General features: G+C 68.6%; 17 protein-coding genes. 8 read left to right on the top strand and 9 right to left on the bottom strand.

All coding sequences use genetic code 11. The features are described from left to right. Positions 1-203 precede the first annotated feature (203 nt). The 7 genes from P1J78_RS21275 (at position 204) to P1J78_RS21245 (ending at position 5,748) form a co-directional block, all read left to right on the top strand. Positions 204-368, top strand: a complete 165-nt coding sequence (locus P1J78_RS21275) for a hypothetical protein (protein ID WP_275569404.1) — start codon at positions 204-206, stop codon at positions 366-368. Between the two features lie 25 nt (positions 369-393). Continuing rightward, complete coding sequence (locus tag P1J78_RS21270) at positions 394-1,482, top strand: ABC transporter permease (protein WP_275569403.1); 1,089 nt, start codon at positions 394-396, stop codon at positions 1,480-1,482. Positions 1,483-1,485: 3 nt separating this feature from the next. After that, positions 1,486-2,118, top strand: a complete 633-nt coding sequence (locus P1J78_RS21265; RefSeq protein ID WP_275569402.1) for a LysE family translocator — start codon at positions 1,486-1,488, stop codon at positions 2,116-2,118. 3 nt (positions 2,119-2,121) lie between these two features. After that, positions 2,122-3,087 (top strand): ABC transporter permease, encoded by a 966-nt coding sequence (locus P1J78_RS21260; protein ID WP_275569401.1) that lies wholly within the window; start codon positions 2,122-2,124, stop codon positions 3,085-3,087. Positions 3,088-3,159: 72 nt separating this feature from the next. After that, positions 3,160-3,960 carry a purine-nucleoside phosphorylase gene (locus P1J78_RS21255; RefSeq protein ID WP_275569400.1) on the top strand — a complete coding sequence of 267 codons (801 nt, stop codon included), beginning with the start codon at positions 3,160-3,162 and terminating at the stop codon, positions 3,958-3,960. Positions 3,961-4,069: 109 nt separating this feature from the next. Then, on the top strand, positions 4,070-4,987 hold the full coding sequence (locus P1J78_RS21250) for a sulfite exporter TauE/SafE family protein (protein WP_275569399.1): 918 nt from the start codon (positions 4,070-4,072) through the stop codon (positions 4,985-4,987). Further along, positions 4,987-5,748 (top strand): TIGR02186 family protein, encoded by a 762-nt coding sequence (locus P1J78_RS21245; protein ID WP_374213387.1) that lies wholly within the window; start codon positions 4,987-4,989, stop codon positions 5,746-5,748. The genes P1J78_RS21250 and P1J78_RS21245 overlap by 1 nt, the downstream gene beginning before the upstream one ends. Positions 5,749-5,836: 88 nt before the next feature. Here P1J78_RS21245 and P1J78_RS21240 read toward each other — a convergent pair whose 3' ends face one another. Genes P1J78_RS21240 through P1J78_RS21200 form a run of 9 tightly spaced genes read right to left on the bottom strand, consistent with a single transcriptional unit; the run spans position 5,837 to position 15,984 of the window. Then, positions 5,837-7,012: a CapA family protein gene (locus P1J78_RS21240; protein ID WP_275569397.1), complete on the bottom strand. Its 1,176-nt coding sequence runs from the start codon at positions 7,010-7,012 to the stop codon at positions 5,837-5,839. Then, on the bottom strand, positions 6,996-8,480 hold the full coding sequence (locus P1J78_RS21235; RefSeq protein WP_275569396.1) for an outer membrane protein assembly factor BamB family protein: 1,485 nt from the start codon (positions 8,478-8,480) through the stop codon (positions 6,996-6,998). The genes P1J78_RS21240 and P1J78_RS21235 overlap by 17 nt, the downstream gene beginning before the upstream one ends. Continuing rightward, positions 8,477-9,646, bottom strand: a complete 1,170-nt coding sequence (locus P1J78_RS21230; protein WP_275569395.1) for a CapA family protein — start codon at positions 9,644-9,646, stop codon at positions 8,477-8,479. Before P1J78_RS21230 ends, P1J78_RS21235 begins: the two co-directional genes overlap by 4 nt. Continuing rightward, the gene (locus tag P1J78_RS21225; protein ID WP_275569394.1) at positions 9,646-10,452 is read right to left on the bottom strand and encodes a L,D-transpeptidase; all 807 of its coding nucleotides are present in this window, start codon (positions 10,450-10,452) and stop codon (positions 9,646-9,648) included. The genes P1J78_RS21230 and P1J78_RS21225 overlap by 1 nt, the downstream gene beginning before the upstream one ends. 1 nt (position 10,453) lies before the next feature. Then, positions 10,454-10,678, bottom strand: a complete 225-nt coding sequence (locus P1J78_RS21220) for a hypothetical protein (RefSeq protein WP_275569393.1) — start codon at positions 10,676-10,678, stop codon at positions 10,454-10,456. Positions 10,679-10,692: 14 nt separating this feature from the next. After that, positions 10,693-12,084 (bottom strand): MBOAT family O-acyltransferase, encoded by a 1,392-nt coding sequence (locus tag P1J78_RS21215; RefSeq protein ID WP_275569392.1) that lies wholly within the window; start codon positions 12,082-12,084, stop codon positions 10,693-10,695. A gap of 3 nt (positions 12,085-12,087) precedes the next feature. Continuing rightward, the gene (locus tag P1J78_RS21210) at positions 12,088-12,987 is read right to left on the bottom strand and encodes an SGNH/GDSL hydrolase family protein (protein WP_275569391.1); all 900 of its coding nucleotides are present in this window, start codon (positions 12,985-12,987) and stop codon (positions 12,088-12,090) included. Next, complete coding sequence (locus P1J78_RS21205; RefSeq protein ID WP_275569390.1) at positions 12,971-13,729, bottom strand: DUF459 domain-containing protein; 759 nt, start codon at positions 13,727-13,729, stop codon at positions 12,971-12,973. Before P1J78_RS21205 ends, P1J78_RS21210 begins: the two co-directional genes overlap by 17 nt. 26 nt (positions 13,730-13,755) lie before the next feature. After that, a complete protein-coding gene (locus tag P1J78_RS21200; protein ID WP_275569389.1) occupies positions 13,756-15,984 on the bottom strand; it encodes an SEL1-like repeat protein in 2,229 nt (742 codons plus the stop codon). A gap of 469 nt (positions 15,985-16,453) precedes the next feature. On the opposite strand from P1J78_RS21200, the gene P1J78_RS21195 reads away from it, so the two are divergent. Then, on the top strand, positions 16,454-17,599 hold the full coding sequence (locus P1J78_RS21195) for an iron-containing alcohol dehydrogenase (RefSeq protein ID WP_275569388.1): 1,146 nt from the start codon (positions 16,454-16,456) through the stop codon (positions 17,597-17,599). Positions 17,600-17,831: the final 232 nt, after the last annotated feature.

Raw genomic sequence — 17,831 nt, 5'->3', positions numbered from 1 at the left:
TTTCGAAACGAAATGCCCTGCCGACAGGCGATTGCAGAGCAATCGCCGAGAGGCGGCGCTGCACGGCGTTCCGCCGCGCGAGGCAGGTGGAAATGGCCCACGGCCGATCCAGCGTCGTCTCGTGTGGGCCATTTGCACGGATGCCGATGGGCAACTATCTATTAACCCGAATCCGGGACGTTCGGAGCGGGAGGGCCCTGCCTATGACAGACGAAGAACGTCGGCTGAACCTGAACAGGATGGAAGCGGAGATCGCCAAGCTGATCGCCGAGACCTCGAAGATCAACAGCGAGAACCGCTGGTATCCGATGGTCGTGGCCTCGGGGCTGACCCTTGCGCTGGTCGCCATCGTAAAGCTCTTCGTCTGAGGCCCGTCCGGGCAGGGGCCGCCCGATGACCAGGCTTCCGAAATGGGTCGACGTGGCCCTCATCCCGTTCATCAACCTGCTTCTGGCGCTGATCGTGTCGGGGCTGGTGATCCTGTACATCGGGGAAAGCCCGTTCGAGGCGATCTCGATCATGGTCAACGGGGCCGTGGGGTCGACCTACGGCTGGGGCTATACGCTTTACTACGCGACGAACTTCATCTTCACCGGGCTGGCCGTCGCCGTCGCCTTCCAGGCGCGGATGTTCAACATCGGGGGCGAGGGGCAGGCGGCGCTGGGCAGCCTCGGCGTGGCGCTGCTGTGCCTGTCGATCCCGTGGCCGCACTGGATCATCGCGCTGCCCTTCGCGGTGATCGCGGGGGTGGTGTTCGGCGCGGCCTGGGCGGCGATTCCGGCCTATCTGCAGGCCAAGCGCGGCAGCCATATCGTGATCACCACGATCATGTTCAACTTCATCGCCTCGGCGCTTCTGGTCTACCTGCTGGTCAACGTGCTGAAGCCGCAAGGATCCATGGCGCCCGAGACGGCGCGATTCCCCGATGGCACGCATCTGCCCAACGCCTATGACATGGCGTCCTGGATCGGGCTGCCCTTCTCGCGCTCGGCGCCGCTGAACGTGACCTTCTTCGTGGCCATCGCCTGCTGCATCCTGGTCTACCTGCTGATCTGGCGCACGCGGCTGGGCTATCAGATCCGCGCCTTCGGGCAGTCGGAGAAGGCGGCGGTCTATGCCGGGATCAACCCGGTGAAGATCACCATGATCACCATGCTGATCTCCGGCGGGCTCGCGGGCCTGATGGGGATCAACGCGGTGATGGGCGAGGCCGAGCGGCTTGTCATCGACCCGGTACAGGGCGCGGGCTTTGTCGGCATCGCGGTGGCGCTGATGGGCCGGTCGCACCCGGCCGGCGTGTTCCTGGCGGGGCTCCTGTTCGGGATGCTCTACCAGGGCGGCGGCGAGCTGGAATTCGAGATCCCGGCGGTCAGCCGCGAGATGATTCTGGTGATCCAGGCGCTCGTCATCCTGTTCACGGGCGCGCTGGACAACATGATCCGGATGCCGTTCGAGAAACTCTTCGCCAGGGCGGGGGCCTGAGTCATGGAGATCCTGCCCTACCTGCCCGGCTTCCTCGCGGCCTACGGCATCCTGGCGGTCGCCGCGACCTCGCCGGGGCCGGCGGTGGCGATGCTGGTCGGCATTTCGATGGGACAGGGGCGCGCGCCGGCCCTGGTCACGAGCCTCGGGATCGCCTGCGGCAGCGTGCTGCTCAATCTCGGCACCCTGGTCGGCGTCGGCCTGATCCTGAACGACGTCGCCTGGGCGATGCAGGTGCTGCGGCTGGTGGGCGCCGGATACCTTCTGTACCTGGCCTGGGGCGCCTTTCGAAAGGCGGCCGAGCCGCCGGAGTTCCGCGCGGTGCGCGTGGCGCGGCTGGGCTGGGGCCGGCTGTGGCTGGCCGGGGTTCTGTTGCAGATCACCAACCCCAAGGCCATCGTGTTCTGGCTGGCCATCGCCAGCATCGGCGCGACCGAGGGCGGCGGCGCCGGCATCGTGGCGTTGTTCCTTCTGGGCTCGTTCGCGATCTCGTTCGGCTGCCACGGCGCCTGGGCGCTGGTTCTGTCCGCCGCGCCGGTCCGCGCCGCCTATCAGCGCGCCCGCCGCGGGATCGAGTCCGCGCTGGGCGCATTCTTCTGTTTCGCCGCCTGGCGGCTTGCAACGGCGAGGGGATAGCCGATGGACCTGGGCACGATCATCCCGATCCTGGACGCGACGCTGCGCTCGGCCACGCCGCTGGTCTTCGTCTGCCTGGCGGGGCTGTTCTCGGAACGCTCCGGCATCATCGACATCGGGCTGGAAGGCAAGCTTCTGATCTCGGCCTTCTTCTCGGCCTCGGTCGCGGCGATGACCGGATCGGTCTGGATCGGCATGATGGCCGGCATCGTCGCGTCGCTGATGCTGTCGATGATCCACGGGCTGGCCTCGATCACGTTCCGGGGGAACCAGCTGATCTCCGGCGTGGCGCTGAACTTCCTCGCCTCCGGCATCACGGTGGTGATCGGCGAGACCTGGTTCGGGCTGGGCGGGCGGACGCCGCAGCTGTCCGGCAGCGGGCGGTTCGCCCCGATCGAGCTGCCGGGGGCGGCAACGCTGGCCGACGTGCCGGTGCTCGGGCCGGTCTATTCCGACCTTCTGTCGGGGCACACGATCCTCGTCTACCTGTCCATCGTCACGGTCGCGCTGGCCTGGTGGGTGCTGTTCCGCACGCGGTTCGGGCTGCACCTGCGCGCGGTGGGCGAGAACCCGGAATCGGTGGACACCGCCGGCATCTCGGTGGTGCGGCTGCGCTACATGGCGATGGTGATTGCGGGCGTGCTGTGCGGCATCGGCGGCGCCTACCTGGCGACCGGGCTGGCGGCCGGCTTCGTCAAGGAGATGAGCGCGGGGCGCGGCTATATCGCGCTGGCGGCGCTGATCTTTTCGAAGTGGCGGCCGTGGTACGCGCTGATGGCCTGCCTGCTGTTCGGCTTCCTCGACGCGCTGGGCAACCGGTTCCAGAACATGGAGCTGTTCGGCATCAACATCCCGACGCAGTTCATGCAGGCGCTGCCCTACATCCTGACGGTGGTGATCCTGGCCGGCTTCGTGGGCCGGGCCATTCCGCCGCGCGCCGGCGGGCAGCCCTATGTCAAGGAGCGGTGAGGCGGCGGGCGGTGCGTGCCGGGCACGCACCCTACGCCTGGGCCGGCCGTCTGTCGTTTTGGAGATGTCTGAATGAGCGACGTTCAATCCCTCGCCGACCTGATCCGCGCGCGTGCCGGCGACGCGCCGCCGCGCGTCGGCCTCGTTTTGGGCTCCGGCCTGGGCCACCTGGCCGACGCCATCGACGGCACCGCCATCGACTATGCCGACCTGCCGGGCTTTCCCCATGCGGGCGTCAGCGGGCACACTCCGAAGCTGGTGATCGGCGACCTGGAGGGCACCCGCGTCGCCGTCTTCGGCGGGCGGGCGCATTACTACGAAAGCGGCAAGGGCGACGCGATGCGGCTGCCCCTGGAGGTGCTGGCGGCGCTGGGGGCCGAGGCGCTGATCCTGACCAACGCGGCCGGGTCGATGCGGCCCGACATCCCGCCGGGCGAGCTGATGCTGCTGAGCGACCACATCAACTTCTCCGGCCTCAATCCGCTGATCGGCGAGCCGACCGACGCGCGCTTCGTGCCGATGATGGACGCCTACGACCCGGCGATGCGCGCCGCGCTGACGGCCGCGGCAGAGCAGGAGGGCGTGGCGCTGACCGAGGGCGTCTATGCCTGGTATTCCGGGCCCTCCTTCGAGACGCCGGCCGAGATCCGCGCGATCCGCACGCTGGGCGCCGACGCGGTGGGGATGTCGACCGTGCCGGAGGTGATCCTCGCCCGTTTCCTGGGCCTGAAGGTCGCCGCGATCTCGACCGTCACCAACATGGCCGCCGGGATGAGCGACGAGGCGATCAGCCACGCGCACACCAAGGCGATGGCCCCTTTGGGCGCCGCCAAGCTGGAGCGCATCCTGCGCCGCTATCTGCGCGACGGCTAGGCCATATCGGACCGGTTATGCAACGGTTCCAGATTCTATGGCCACCGGTTTGACTAGCGGTCCGCTTTGGGTTCATTAGGAGAGCACCCCCTCGTCCCTTCGGGTGCCCATGCAACTTTACCTTCCCATTGCCGAAGTCTCGGTGAACGTCTTCCTCCTTCTGGGGCTGGGCGGCATCGTGGGCATCCTGTCGGGGATGTTCGGCGTGGGCGGCGGGTTCCTGCTGACGCCGCTGTTGTTCTTCGTGGGCATCCCGCCGGCCGTGGCCGTGGCGACGGGCGCCAACCAGATCGTCGCGTCGTCCTTCTCGGCCGTGCTGGCGCATCTGAAACGCAAGACGGTGGACCTGCGCATGGGCTGGGTCCTCTTGGCGGGCGGTCTCGTCGGCTCGGCGGGCGGCGTGCAGGTCTTCGCGCTCTTGCGACGGGTGGGGCAGGTCGACCTGATGGTGACGCTGTTCTACGTGGTGTTCCTGGGCATCATCGGCGGGCTGATGTTCGTCGAAAGCCTGAACGCCATGCGCAAGGCCCGGCGCAGCGGCGGCGCGCCGAAGCGGAAAAAGCACTACTGGGTCCATAACCTGCCGTTCAAGATGAAGTTCCGGACCTCGGGGCTGTATATCTCGGTGATCCCGCCCCTGCTGGTCGGCGCGGCGGTGGGCGTGCTGGCGGCGATCATGGGCGTCGGCGGCGGGTTCATCATGGTGCCGGCGATGATCTACCTTCTGGGGATGCCGACGAAGGTCGTCGTGGGCACCTCGCTGTTCCAGATCATCTTCGTCACCGGCTTCACCACGCTGATGCACGCGACGACCAACTACTCCGTCGACATGCTGCTGGCGCTGGTGCTGATCTTCGGCGGCGTGGTGGGGGCGCAGTTCGGCACCCGGCTCGCCGTGCACATGAAGGCGGAGCAGCTGCGCATCCTGCTGGCGCTGCTGGTGCTGGGGGTCTGCGGCAAGCTGGGGCTGGACCTGATTCTGCCGCCGGCGGAGCCCTATTCGATCAAGGACGCGGTGGGGGTGTGATGCGCTGGGTCGTGGCGATACTCCTGCTGCTGGCCGCCCTGCCCGCCCGCGCCGAGGAAGTCGTCGCGGGGCTCAGCCAGACCCGCGTGTCGATCACCGCCGATTTCGACGGCTCGGAGATCCTGATCTTCGGCGCGGTCAAGCGTTTTCAGCCGATTCCTGCGGGCGCAGAGCCCCTGCATGTCGCCGTCGCCGTGGCCGGCCCCTCGGTGCCGCTGACCGTCTGGCGCAAGGCGCGGCGGGCCGGCATCTGGGTCAACACCGACTCGGTAGAGATCGACCGCGCGCCGAGCTTCTACGCCGTGGCGACCTCGGCCCCGTTCCGAGAGGTGCTGTCCTATGTCGAGGACCTGCGCCACAAGGTGTCGATCCGGCGGGCGATCCGTGCGGTGGGCGGCGCCACGATCACGGCCAACACCGCCGATTTCACCGACGCGCTGATCCGCATCCGGGAAGAGGACGACCTCTACCAGCTCAAGGAAGGCACGATCGACATCTCCGAGGAGACGCTGTTCCGCACCTCGATCGCGCTGCCGGCGAACCTGCACGAGGGCAACTACACCGCCCGCATCTTCCTGACCCGCGGCGGCCAGGTGATCGACGCGCACGAGACGGTGATCTACGTGCAGAAGGTGGGGCTGGAACGCTTCCTCTACGTGCTGGCGCACGAACAGGCGATGATCTACGGGCTTCTGTCCATCGCGCTGGCCATCGCGGCGGGCTGGCTGGCCTCCGCCATCTTCCGCTACCTGCAAAGCTGAGCGCGCATCCCCCTTCTTCTCGTTCCAAATACGCCATGCCGCGCCATCGGGGCCCGCGGCACGGCCAACGGGGCAAGAGCCCGGCCCCCTACATCAGGTCCGGCAGGTCGCAATGCACGCTGCGCTCCATCGTGCAGCAGCGCGCCCGCGCCGCCGGGCCGTAGGGGCCGCCGTAACAGGCCAACCCGCGCGGCGTCGGCTCCGACAACAGCGCGAACCGCGCCGCGAGCGCGCCGAGATTGCGCTCCGACAGGCCGTTCAGATGGGTCACCTGCGCCGTGGCGCGGGCGGGCGAGGGGTGGCGCGGCACCTCGTGGACGCCCTTCAGCGGCACCGCCTCCAGCGCGCGCAGGCGCGCACGGCCCCCGGTCATGTCGAAATACGCCTTGCCCAGCAGGCCGTAGTCGTGGCCCACGGGCTTCGAATCCTTCTCCGCCCCGCCGATGAACAGGAAGTTGCCGAGCGAGTAGAAGATCGCCGCGTCGTCCTCGGGCCGGACCTCCACCGCGCGGACCACATGCGGGTGATGCCCGATCACGAGGTTCACCCCCGCCTCCTCCACCGCCCGGCGGAACATCTCGCCCTGCCCCCAGCCGAGATTGATATCGTTCTCGATGCCGTAGTGGACCGACAGCATCTTGATGTCGGCCTCCGCCTCCCGCAGCCCGTCGAGGATGCGGTCGTACTGCGAATTGTACGCCATCCCGGCGCGCGTGGCGGTGGGGCTGAAGGCGCCCGAGCCGAAGGACATCGCCGACAGCGCGATGCGCACGCCCTTCACCTCGATCACCTTGGGCGCGAAGGCCACGTCCTCGGTGCCGATCCCGGCGAAGAGCAGTGGGCGGTCGGGGCGGTCCTCGCCCGAGAAGAACGCCTGCGTCATCTCGATGCCGGGCCAGCCGTGATCCCAGGAATGGTTGTTGGCCAGCGCGAAGGCATTCACGCCCAGATCCATCAGGTGGCGGAATTGCTCGGGATGCGAGCGGAACACGAACCGCTTGCCGCTCATCGCCCCGTTGCGGTCGCCGACCACCGTCTCGACATTGACGAAGTTGATATCCCCGGTCCACTCGGTCTTCAGCGTGGCCGTCGCCTCGTCCAGCGTGTGGACGCCCCATTTGCGGATCAGGTCGGGGTTCGGGTTCTGGCGCGAGCCGGCGAAATTGGTGTCGCCGCCGAAGGTGATGACGATCTCCTGCGCGGCGGCGGGCAGCGCGAGAAGCACAGCGACGAGCGCCGCGACGATCCTACTGCAGCTCGACAAGGGTCAGTCCTTTCGTGGCCGCCGGGTCGTCGCCCAGCGCGTAGAAGTAACCGTTCCGGTTGCCCATATAGATCACGCCGTCCCACACCGCCGGCGTCGATTCCCAGCACCCCGCGCCGGGCACGTCCCAGGCCCAGATCAGCCGGGGCCGCGCGGGATTGCTCAGCGAAAACCGCGAGATCGTGCCAGAGCAGTCGGGCGCCAGCAACTCGCCGTCGATCACCACGGGCGAGGACCAGGTATGTTCCGGAAAGTCGTGCTCCCAGGTGATGCGCCCCGTCGCGGCGTCGATGGCATAAAGCCCGCCCTGATGCGTCGGCACATAGAGATGCCCGGCGAAAAGCGCCGGGGTGGCCCAGAGCCCGCCCTTGCCGCCGATCGTGCCCGGAAGCGCCAGCGCCCAGACGCGGGGCGCGTCGGGCTTCGCCGGGTTCAGCTTGACCAGCTGGCCCGAGGCGCGTTTCGCCGGATTGTCGCGGCGCTCGTTCTCGGCGGCGGCATAGATGAAGCCTTCGGCATCGGCGACCAGCGTGGCGTCGACGTCGTCGCCCATGTGGTATTCGAAGGTCAGCGCCGCGGCCCGGTCGGCCCCGGCCAGCAGCTTCGGGATCGAATAGCCCTGCACCAGCCCGCCGGAATTGGCGAAATAGACCCTGTCGCCGATGACCAGCGGCGAGCTTTCGATGCTGACCATGCGGTCGCCGACGAGCGAGAACAGCTCCTTGGTGAAGCCCGGTATGCGGTTGAGAACCGTGGGCGCGACGGTCGCGCGGCCCTGCGCGTCGGTGCCCCGGTTCAGCGCGACGGCGTAGAACCACGAGTTCTCCGACCCGGTCAGCAGCACGTCGCCCAGGACCAGCGGATTCGCATCCCAGTCGTTGTTCCAGATGCCGTCGCCGGTGATCGAGGACAGCCGCCAGAGCTCGGTGGCTTCGCCGTCGTCCAGCCGGATCGCCCGCAGATGGTTGTCGCGCGAGCCGAAATAGAGGATCGGCGCGCCCGTCGGGTCGAGCGTGACCGACCCCTTGATGATGTCGCCCGTCGGGAACGGGGCGCGGGTGTCGACGCCGGTTTCGGCGTTCAGGAAATGCACCGAATGGTCGTATGCGCCGAAGATGACCTCCGGCGGCACGGTGTCGGCGCGGATCACCGGCTGGCCGGTCCAGCCGGTGCCGCACCAGGTACGGGTCTCGCCGCCCTCCGACGATGGCCCGCAGAAGGTGCCCACGCGCCACAGGACCTGCGGGTTCCGCGGCAGCGGCCCGGTGCCGTACCAGTTGCGCATTGGGTTGCCGCGGAAGTTGAGGAGGCCGCGGGCCTGCGCCTGCGGAAACGGCTGGTGGGCCGATGTCGGCGGGACGTGGAGCGCGCGCGGCGTGGCCGGGGCGAGGAAGGCATTGAGCAGGGTCTGCCCCTGGGCCGGCGCGGCCAGCGCGAAGAGCAGAGCGATGAGCGCCCCGCGGATCATTCCGCCTGCTCGCTGCAGCGGAAATCGACGGTCAGGCCGGCCTGCGTGACATGGCGCGCCACGAGGGCGCGCGCGGTGTCCGAGACCGGGCCCGACGTGCTGCCCGCCGGGGTCAGGAGCGGGCCGTTCTGCGTGCGGTTCATCAGCATCGGCAGCCCGCCCGCATTCGCCACCGCCAGCTTGCCCGAGGGCGCGCGGCACATCTCCAGCATCGCCAGCAGGCCGGTGCGGCGGTTCATCGGCGCAAGCTGGCCCGAGACGAAATTGCCGGTGGAGTAGATCACCAGCGTCTTCGTGCCCCCTGCCCCTGGCAGCCATTCCCACGGCTGCACCACATGCGGGTGCGTGCCGATGACCGCCGTGGCTCCGGCCGTGGCCAGCGCCCGGGCGAGGCTCTTCTGGTTCGCGTCGGGCGCGTGGCTGTATTCGCCGCCCCAGTGCGGGGTGACGATAACGCCCGCCACGTCGGGCCGCGCCGCCTCGCGCCGGACCAGCGCCAGCAGTTCGGCGCGGTCGCGATAGCACAACAGCACCTGCCGATTCGGGTCGGAGATGCCGTTGGTGTCGTAACTGCAGGCGATGAAGGCCACCGCGCCGGCGGGGCTTGCCACATAGGCCACGAAATCGCGCGCCGCGCCCTTCTTGATGGTGCCCGTGTAGGCCAGCCCGGCCGCCTTCAGCGCGTCGATGGTGCGGTCGACGCCCAGCGCCCCGCGATCCATCGCGTGGTTGTTGGCCGTCGAGACGACGTCGATCCCGGCGGCCTTCAGCTGCCCCGCGATACGCGGGTGGTAGTTGAAGCGCGGGTAGCCGGTATAGACATTGTCGTCGAGCCGCGGGCCGGGGTCGCGGACGGCGGTGAAGCTGCCGTTCACGCCACGGGCCACGGGGCCTTCGAGATTGGCGTAGGAGATATCGGCCATGCGGAAATACGGCTCGGCATAGCGCCACATCTCGCGATAGCCGTTCGCGCTGGCCAGCCCGTGCGCCTGGAGCGAACGGTGCAGCAGCACGTCCCCCACCGCAGACAGGCGCACGCGGGCGCGGCCGGTGCAGGGGTTCACCGGCGGGGCGACACGTTCCACCACAGGGCGGCAGGTGGCGGCCCCGGCGGCCACGGGCGCGGCGAGGAGCGCGGCCAGCGCGACGAGCCCCGCAAGCCGCATCAGAGGTCGTCCCGGAAGATCACGAACAGCGCGGAATAGCCCGCCTTGGTCAGCCGCTCGCCCGCCTCGTCCGTGAGGTAGGATCCGTCGCGGACATAGTTCCAGCGCGGATTCCAGTTCTGCTGCGGCTCGGAGGTGAAGTAGCGCGGCACCGCGGCGGTCCAGAGCGGCGACTCCGCGCCCGGCCGGCCGTCGCCGTGGAACAGCTCCCAGACGAGATCGGCATTGGGCTGCTCCATCCGGATGCAGCCATGGCTGTCCGGCCGGCCCAGCAGGCGGTATTTCGACCGTGTGGTGCCGTGCATCGCGACGCCGGACATGCGGCCGCCGGAATAGTGCAGGTCGATGAAGATCGAGTTGTACATCCCCGGCGCGCCCCAGCCCTTCACATGGCGGAACGCCCGGTCGTCGACGTTGAAGATGCCGAGCGGCGTGGGGCCGGAGCGGTTGTTGCCCCGGTAGTAGCGCCCGGTCGAGACCGGCCAGCTGTAGCTCGGCACCTCGCCCTTGCCGTCCCAGTAATCCTGGTCCCACAGCGCCAGCGCCCAGCCGCCATTGGCGCGTTCCAGGATCCACATCTTCTGCGCCCCGTCGCCGGAGAGCGCCGCGTTGATGTAGATGACGTGGCTGTAGGCGGGGTCGATGGCCGAGGGCGGCAGGTAGGCGACCTGCTCGCTCAGCGCGCCGGGCTGGCCCAGCGCTTCGAGGTAATCGATTCCGACCCCCGGCGCCTCGATGGCCCGGGCGGGGCCGGTCAGCGCCAGGGCCCCCAATGCGGCCAGCGCCGCGCGTCTTGTCCAATACATGTCACCGCAATCCCAATCCCTGATGGATTGCCGCACGCAGCTGGCCAAAGACATCCGGCAGCGAAAGACCGGCCTTCCAGTCTTCCAGCACGACAACCCCCGCGATGATCGTATCGTCGACCCGCCCCAGGTCCATCATCCCGAACACGGCGTCGAGGAAGCGTTCGCCGGACAGTAGCCAAGCTGCAACAAGTGCGGCGAAACAGGTGAGGGTGAAGCGGGTCATCGGGCGCATGGCGGTCAGAACTGGAAATAGATGAAGGGGGCGACGCCCTCCTGGGCGGTGGCGAACATCACCCAGATGAGAATGGCGAGAATCGCCGCCTGCAGCACCGGGCCGAGCCGGGCGAGGCCCATTTCCGCCCAGGACCGCCAGTGCAGCGGCAGCCAGTTCATCGCCAGGCCGATGGCGATCAGCACCCAGACGGTCGCGGTGATCTCGGGGGCGGCATAGCCCTCGGCCCGGGTGAAGGCGGCGAACATGCCCAGCGTCTCGGTAAAGGAGGTGGCGCGGAACGGGATCCAGAGGATCGCGACGAAGACGAGCGTGGCGACGATCGCCACGAGTTTCGGCAGGCGGACATGCAGGCGGCGAAGCGAGCGTTCCACCGCCAGGCCGGCGCCGTGGAAAAAGCCCCAGAGGATGAAGTTCCACCCGGCCCCGTGCCAGAAGCCGGCGAGTGTCATCGTCAGGATCACCGTGAAGTTCCGCCGCAGGACCGAGCCGCGATTGCCGCCCAGCGGGATATACAGGTAGTCGCGGATCCAGGTCGACAGCGAGATATGCCAGCGCTGCCAGAAGGCGCGCAGCGACTCCGCGCGGTAGGGCTGGTTGAAGTTGCGGTGGAAGTGATAGCCCAGAAGCAGCGCGACGCCGATGGCGATGTCGGAATAGCCCGAGAAGTCGCAATAGATCTGCACCGCATAGCCCAGCGTCGCGGCCAGCGCCGACAGCCAGTACTGCCCGTCGGGGAAGCCGAAGACCGGGTCGACCAGCAGGACCGAGAGGTAGTTGGCGACCACCATCTTCTTGAACAGCCCCGACAGGATCAGCACCACGGCCGCCGCGCGGGCGGTGGCGTCGGGGCGCGTCGGGGCGTCGATTTGCGGCAGGAAATGCGCGGCGCGGACGATGGGGCCGGCGACGAGCTGCGGGAAGAACGAGATGTAGAGCGCGACATCCGCGGGGTTGCGGCGCGGCGGGATATGGCCGCGGTCGACATCCATCACGTAGGAGATCGCCTGGAACGTATAGAACGAGATGCCGACCGGCAGGATCACCACCATCCATGTCAGGTCGCGCGCGAAGGCGGTGCCCTGCAGCATCTGCTGCAGCGACAGCATGAAGAAGTCGAAATACTTGAAAAAGCCCAGCACGCCGAGCATCGCGGCGATGGCCAGCCCCTTGGCGGGCTTGCGCAGTGCGGGGCGTTGCACGGCCAGACCCGCCCCCCAGGCGACGGCGGAGACGAACAGCATCAGCCCGCAGAAGCGCCAGTCCCACACCGCGTAGAACACGTAGGACGCCGCGATGAGCAGCGCCTTGCGAAGCGCGTTATGCGACCAGGCGAGCCCGTTCAGCGCCAGGACAACGGCGAAGAACCCGATGAACTGGAGCGTCGGGAAGACCATGGGTTACTGCAGGCCCGCAACCTCCACGCTGGGCGGCATGAAGATGCCCGGGTTGTCCCGCTCGATCGCCGTCAGGATGCGGTCGACGACCATGTTGTAGCCCGCGACGGTGAAATGGCTGCCATCGCCCGCGCGGATCGTGGTGCCGCCCGCGACCCTGACGAACTCGCCGTTCGGACCGGCCGCGAAGGCGGGGAGCGAGATGAAGTGGGCGCCGGCTGCCTGCGCCTCGGCCCGGAACAGGCGGTTGGCCTTGGTCAAAAGCGCGTTGCGGTGGCTGTCGCGGTCGGGCGCGGGGCCCAGCCAGTAGACGACCGCCCCGTTCGCGGCGGCCACGTCGAGGATCTTGCGCGCCTCGGCGCGATAGGCGGCGTCCCATTCCGGCGTGTCGTAGGGAACCGACCCGCCGCCGGGCAGGCGGATGGGCTGGTTGTCGTTGGCGCCGAAATGGACGACCACGACGTCCGGGTCGCCGGAGGCGGCCATCGGGGCGAAATTGGCGGGCCAGTTGTAGAAATCGGTCCGGGCGAGACCGGTGGAGGTCTTGCCGCGGTTGGTCACGGTCACCGGCAGGCCGCGGCTGGCGACCATCTGCTTCATGAAGATGCCGAAGCCGTCGGCCAGCGAGTCGCCGATCACCATCACGCGCAGCGGGTCGTCCGGGGTGACGTTGCGCGACACCTTGGTCGGGATCGCGCCGCCGGAGGGCGGGCGGAAATGCTCCTGTCGGTTGGACACGTTGACGGCCTCCTTCTCGGGGGGCGGCGTCTCGGCGCGGGGGGCGGGGGCCGACACGATCTCCAGCCCGAGATCCTGCGCGCCGGCGCGGTCCGCCCCGGTGCTGCACGCGGCCGCGGACAGGACGAGGACGAGCGGCAGGAGCGCCTTACTGAATTTCGACATCTTGCAGCGCGATCCGGCGGTTGTGATTGGCGATCACCTTCTCGATTTCCGGCAGGACGATGGAGGCGACGTAGTCATAGCCGGGCTTGGTGAAATGCACCTTGTCGGAGGCGCGCATCTGCATCACCCGCCCGCCGATCGTGCCGCTCATCGAGAAGGTGCCGGTGCCGAACTTGGTCAGCTCGTGGATGTCGATGAAGCGGCCGCCGGCCTTGCGCACCGCCGCGGCCTGAAGCTGCGAGATGATCTGGTAGGACGGCTCCCAGCTGGTGTTGCCGACGATGGGCAGCCCGAACCAGAACACCTCGGCGGCGTTGGCCTCGAAGGTGCGGGCCATTTCCATCACCCGCTTCTGGTACAGCGAATTCCAGGTCTCGGTGTTGAAGCTTTCGCGCGTGCGGCCGTTGCGGATGGCGGTGATGTCGTTGGCGCCGAGCTGCACCACGACGATGTCGGCGGACTTGTCGCGCACCTGCCCGGCCTTGGCGAAATAGCGCTGGATCCAGTCCTTGCCCGAGGTCTTGGCCAGCCCGTCGGAGACCGCGGTCAGCCGCACGACGCGCATCGTGTCGCATTGCGCGAAGGTCCGGGTCAGCGAGGCCCAGAGCCCGTCGGCCAGGCTGTCGCCCACCACCATCACGCGCATCGGCGATTTCGGGCATCCGGCCGCGGCCTGCACTTGGCCGCTCGCCATCACAAGGGCCAAAAGGCCCAGGACCGCCCCGAATAGGTGCTTTCTCATCTCTGCCCCCTCGATTCTGCTCGCTCTTAGCCTTGCGTCTTCAGCGTGTCCGCGTATTCGCGGATCGCCGACACCGTCCCAGGACCGGCCACCCCGTCGACCCGTCCGCGATACAGCCCCGCCTCACGCAGTTTCGCCTGGATGATCCGTACCACTTCCCGGTCCCGGTTGTTAAGCTGTGTTGTCAGGCGATCGGTCGCAGTCGGATCGCCCTGTTCCAGCGCCGCCCAGTAGAGATCGGCCGCCATGTCGGGGCGCGGAGTGCCGTCGGTCCCGCGCTCGTGCAGCTCTGCGAGGAAGGAGTATGCGTGGGTATAGCCCTGGTCGACGGCCTTCTTCAGCCAGGCCTCGGCCTCGCTGTCCGACGGCTCGGTGCCGGTGCCGGTGAGGTAGTAGTACCCCACGAAGAATTGAGCGAGCGGGTTGCCCTCCTCGGCGATGCGGGCGGCGATGTCGAAGGCGTCCTCGCCGGATTTGCCGGGGACCAGATCCTTCGAGTAGATCACCGTCAGGATCTCGTGGCTGAGCCAGTCGCCGAGTTCGGCCCCGGTGGAGGCCAGCTCCTCGACCTTGTCCAGGTCGACGCGGCTGCCGTCGGTGGGCGCGTAATGGCTATAGGCGGCGAGCCCGTAGGCGGCGGGCACCTCGCGGTCCATGCCGAAGGCGTAGGCCGCCTTCGCCGCCGCGACGTCGCCGGCGGCCTGCTTGATGCGGCCCATGGTGGTGCGCAGCAGGCCGTCCTCGGGAAACTCCTCCAGCGCGGCCGCGCAGGCGGCGGTGGCCTGGGCCTGGTCGATGTCTTCCAGCTTGCGGGGGCCGTCGTGCTGCGGCAGGCCGGCGAGCTTCAGGCAGGGGTCGCGCACCTCCTTCAGCCGCACCAGAACCTCCATCGTGCGGGCGACCTCGTCCTGGCCGTCGCAGACCGTGCAGGTCTTGAGATACTCGTCCAGGCGGAGGGGGTCGCGCATCTCCACCGCTTCGGCCAGCAGGGCGCGTTCCGCCATATAGGCGGTGTCGGCCTCGATCTCGGAGATCAGTGCCTCGGCCTCGGCCTTGTGCGTGCAGGCGACGCAATCGGCGGCATAGGCGCGCAGGGCCGGCAGGTCGCGGGCCTCGCTGGCCAGCATGAAATCCTTGCGCTCGCGCTCGAACGCGGCGGCCTTGGCGTCGATCCTGTCGATCCGGGCCAGCGCCTCCGCGCGATGCTCGCACAGCGCGCAGTTCTCGACATAGATCGCCAGCCGCTCGCGGGTGTCGTCGGCCTTGATCCGCTCCCAGATCTCGCCCTCCAGCGCGGCGGTGCGGCGGGTATCCTCCATCGCCTTCAGCCGGCCGGTCAGTTCGGCTTCTCTGGGGCAGTAGACGCAGCTTTCGAGGAAGGCGTGGACCGTGTCGGCGTCTTCGGATTCCAGCAGGAACATCGCCTCGAAGGTCTCGTGGTAGAGCCGCGTCTCCATCTCGACGAAGGGCGGCATGGCGCCTTCGACCACAACGCGGTTCGGGTCGTCGCCGGATTTCAGGATCAGGCTGTAGGTGGGGCCGCAATCGCGGGCATCGGCGCGGGCCAGCGCGCCGGTCAGGTAGCTTTCGACCTCGGCCACGGTCGAGGCGCCGTCGGCATTGCCGAAGGGCGCCCGGTCGGCCAGGCCGGCCATCAGCGAATAGTGCAGAGGCTGCGCGGTGTCGCAGGCGGCGCCCTCGCCCTCGATCATCAGCACCATCATGTCGAACCCGAGACCGCCCAGAGCGGTCTGCAGCTCCGGCAGAGCCCGGGGGAATGCGTCGGCCGGGTCGACGATATGCAGGAATCCGATCCGCCGGTGCCGGGGGTCGAACGCCTGCACCGCAGAGCCGAGGCGGCCCGCGAAATCCTCCATCGAGAACTGCGCGCGGCCCAGTGACAGGCGGTGATTGCCGCCGGCGGGTTCCAACGCGGCGCGGGCCACGAGGAAGAACTGTTCGAATTGCTTGCCCTCGTCGGAGGGGGTCGAGACGAAGGTGGAGACCGGGTTGGCGCGCAGGCGGGCGGCGAAGACCTCCTGCTTGACGTCTCCGGCCTCGGGCAGCGCGTCGATGGCGATGATCGGCCGGTCGCCGCTCAGGCCGCCCTCAAGCCCGGCCTCGGGCGAGGCGCCGATGACGAGAAGCTGCATCCGCGGGTCGTCCTCCGCGGCTTGGGCGGGAACGGCGGCGACGCTGGCGGCGGCGGCGAGGGCAAGGCTGGCGACAATACGAAACGGGCGGCGCAGGGGCACGGGAAATGTCTCCTCTGGGGCGTTGAGCAGCGCAATCTGCACGAGGTGGGGCGACGGTATAGGGCCGCCTGCATCGCGACAACCGGCATGCTTGGCGGGGCGCGGTTTGGGCCGCCTCTTGCCACATCGCCAGCGCCGAATGTTGCCGGATTGGCACATCGCGGCGGCCCCCGGGTCGGCGCCGGCAGCCGCGAGCAGGAATCAGTCGATGCGGCTGTCGGCAGAGGGCACGGGCAAGGGCCGCCCGCGCGGCGGGGTGGCATCCTGGTGACCGGCAAGATTTTGATCCTGAACTATAATATCCGCTTCGAAATGACCGTCGGAGCCTCTTGCCGGCGGCGCGGCGCAATCGACGCAGGCTGACGCCGCGATGGTCGGCCCCCGGGACCGGCGGCGGACCGACCGCCTTGACAGGCTTGCGCGGGGCTCTGCTAATTCCGCGCGACATCCCCTTCAGGAAGGCTCTTGCATGTCGCTTACCGGAAACTGGTCCTACCCCACCGCCATCCGCTTCGGCCCCGGCCGCGTCGCGGAGATCGGCGACGCCTGCGCCGCGGCGGGCATCTCGCGCCCGCTGCTGGTGACCGACCGGGGTCTGGCGGAGATGGAGATCACCGCCCGCATGCTGGAGTTGATGGGTTCGGCGGGGCTTGGCCGGGCCGTGTTCGCGGAGGTCGACGCGAATCCCTCGGACCGGAATCTGGACGACGCGATCGCGGCGTTTCGCGACGGCGGCTATGACGGCGTGATCGCGTTCGGCGGCGGCTCGGGGCTGGATCTGGGCAAGACGCTGGCCTTCATGGCCGGGCAAACGCGCCCGGTCTGGGACTTCGAGGATGTCGGCGACTGGTGGACCCGGGCCGACGCGGCGACCATCGCGCCCATCGTCGCGGTGCCGACCACGGCCGGAACCGGCTCGGAAGTGGGGCGCGCGGGCGTCATCACCAACACGCAGACGCGGGAGAAGAAGATCATCTTCCACCCGAAGATGCTGCCCGCGGTGGTGATCTGCGATCCGGAGCTGACGGTCGGACTGCCCAGAGCGGTCACCGCCGGCACCGGGCTCGACGCCTTCGCGCATTGCGTCGAGGCCTATTCCTCGCCGCATTACCACCCGATGAGCCAGGGGATCGCGCTGGAAGGGATGCGGCTGGTGAAGGAGTTCCTGCCGCGGGCCTATGCCGACGGCAGCGACATCGAGGCGCGGGCCCAGTTGATGAGCGCGGCGGCGATGGGGGCGGTGGCGTTCCAGAAGGGGCTGGGCGCGATCCATGCGCTCAGCCATCCCGTGGGTGCGCATCACAACACCCATCACGGCACGACCAATGCCGTGTTCATGCCCACCGTCCTCGACTTCAACGCCGCGGCCATCCGCGACCGCTTTGACCGTGCGGCGGCCTATCTGGGCCTGGACGGCGGGTTCGACGGCTTCCGCGCCTTCGTCGCGGCGTTCAACGACAGTCTCGGGATTCCGCGAACGCTGACGGCTCTGGGGGTAGAGGCCCCCGACCTCGATGCGCTGGAGGCGGCGGCGCTGCGCGACCCGGCCGGCGGCGGCAACCCGGTGGCGCTGACGCCGGAGGCCGTGCGGGGGCTCTACCGGTCGGTGCTGTAGGCGTTCGCAGGGGGCAACAGCGCGAAAAAGCCGATGTATCGTTGAACAGGTTCCGGCGAATGCGCGGAAAATCTGTGCAGCGGAGATGTCCCTTATTGCTGCAACTGCACAATGACTGTTGTGCAGTGCCGCATCGGCCCTAACAGGCTGCTGAAAAACTCTGCCTCGACAGGGGTTTGAGAACGTGATTCACCCTTTGCACGGCATGCTGGGGGTGATGATGCGCGGGACG

The organism is Psychromarinibacter sediminicola (genome assembly GCF_029168335.1).
Lineage (GTDB): Bacteria > Pseudomonadota > Alphaproteobacteria > Rhodobacterales > Rhodobacteraceae > Psychromarinibacter > Psychromarinibacter sediminicola.
The sequence above is the reverse complement of the archived record's forward strand: the minus strand, read 5'-3'. Positions and strand labels throughout refer to the sequence as shown.

Coding starts and splice junctions, on each gene's coding strand:
- P1J78_RS21275 (WP_275569404.1), top strand. CDS start 204: ATGACAGACGAAGAACGTCGGCTGAACCTGAACAGGATGGAAGCGGAG.
- P1J78_RS21270 (WP_275569403.1), top strand. CDS start 394: ATGACCAGGCTTCCGAAATGGGTCGACGTGGCCCTCATCCCGTTCATC.
- P1J78_RS21265 (WP_275569402.1), top strand. CDS start 1,486: ATGGAGATCCTGCCCTACCTGCCCGGCTTCCTCGCGGCCTACGGCATC.
- P1J78_RS21260 (WP_275569401.1), top strand. CDS start 2,122: ATGGACCTGGGCACGATCATCCCGATCCTGGACGCGACGCTGCGCTCG.
- P1J78_RS21255 (WP_275569400.1), top strand. CDS start 3,160: ATGAGCGACGTTCAATCCCTCGCCGACCTGATCCGCGCGCGTGCCGGC.
- P1J78_RS21250 (WP_275569399.1), top strand. CDS start 4,070: ATGCAACTTTACCTTCCCATTGCCGAAGTCTCGGTGAACGTCTTCCTC.
- P1J78_RS21245 (WP_374213387.1), top strand. CDS start 4,987: ATGCGCTGGGTCGTGGCGATACTCCTGCTGCTGGCCGCCCTGCCCGCC.
- P1J78_RS21235 (WP_275569396.1), bottom strand. CDS start 8,480: ATGATCCGCGGGGCGCTCATCGCTCTGCTCTTCGCGCTGGCCGCGCCG.
- P1J78_RS21230 (WP_275569395.1), bottom strand. CDS start 9,646: ATGCGGCTTGCGGGGCTCGTCGCGCTGGCCGCGCTCCTCGCCGCGCCC.
- P1J78_RS21225 (WP_275569394.1), bottom strand. CDS start 10,452: ATGTATTGGACAAGACGCGCGGCGCTGGCCGCATTGGGGGCCCTGGCG.
- P1J78_RS21220 (WP_275569393.1), bottom strand. CDS start 10,678: ATGACCCGCTTCACCCTCACCTGTTTCGCCGCACTTGTTGCAGCTTGG.
- P1J78_RS21215 (WP_275569392.1), bottom strand. CDS start 12,084: ATGGTCTTCCCGACGCTCCAGTTCATCGGGTTCTTCGCCGTTGTCCTG.
- P1J78_RS21210 (WP_275569391.1), bottom strand. CDS start 12,987: ATGTCGAAATTCAGTAAGGCGCTCCTGCCGCTCGTCCTCGTCCTGTCC.
- P1J78_RS21205 (WP_275569390.1), bottom strand. CDS start 13,729: ATGAGAAAGCACCTATTCGGGGCGGTCCTGGGCCTTTTGGCCCTTGTG.
- P1J78_RS21195 (WP_275569388.1), top strand. CDS start 16,454: ATGTCGCTTACCGGAAACTGGTCCTACCCCACCGCCATCCGCTTCGGC.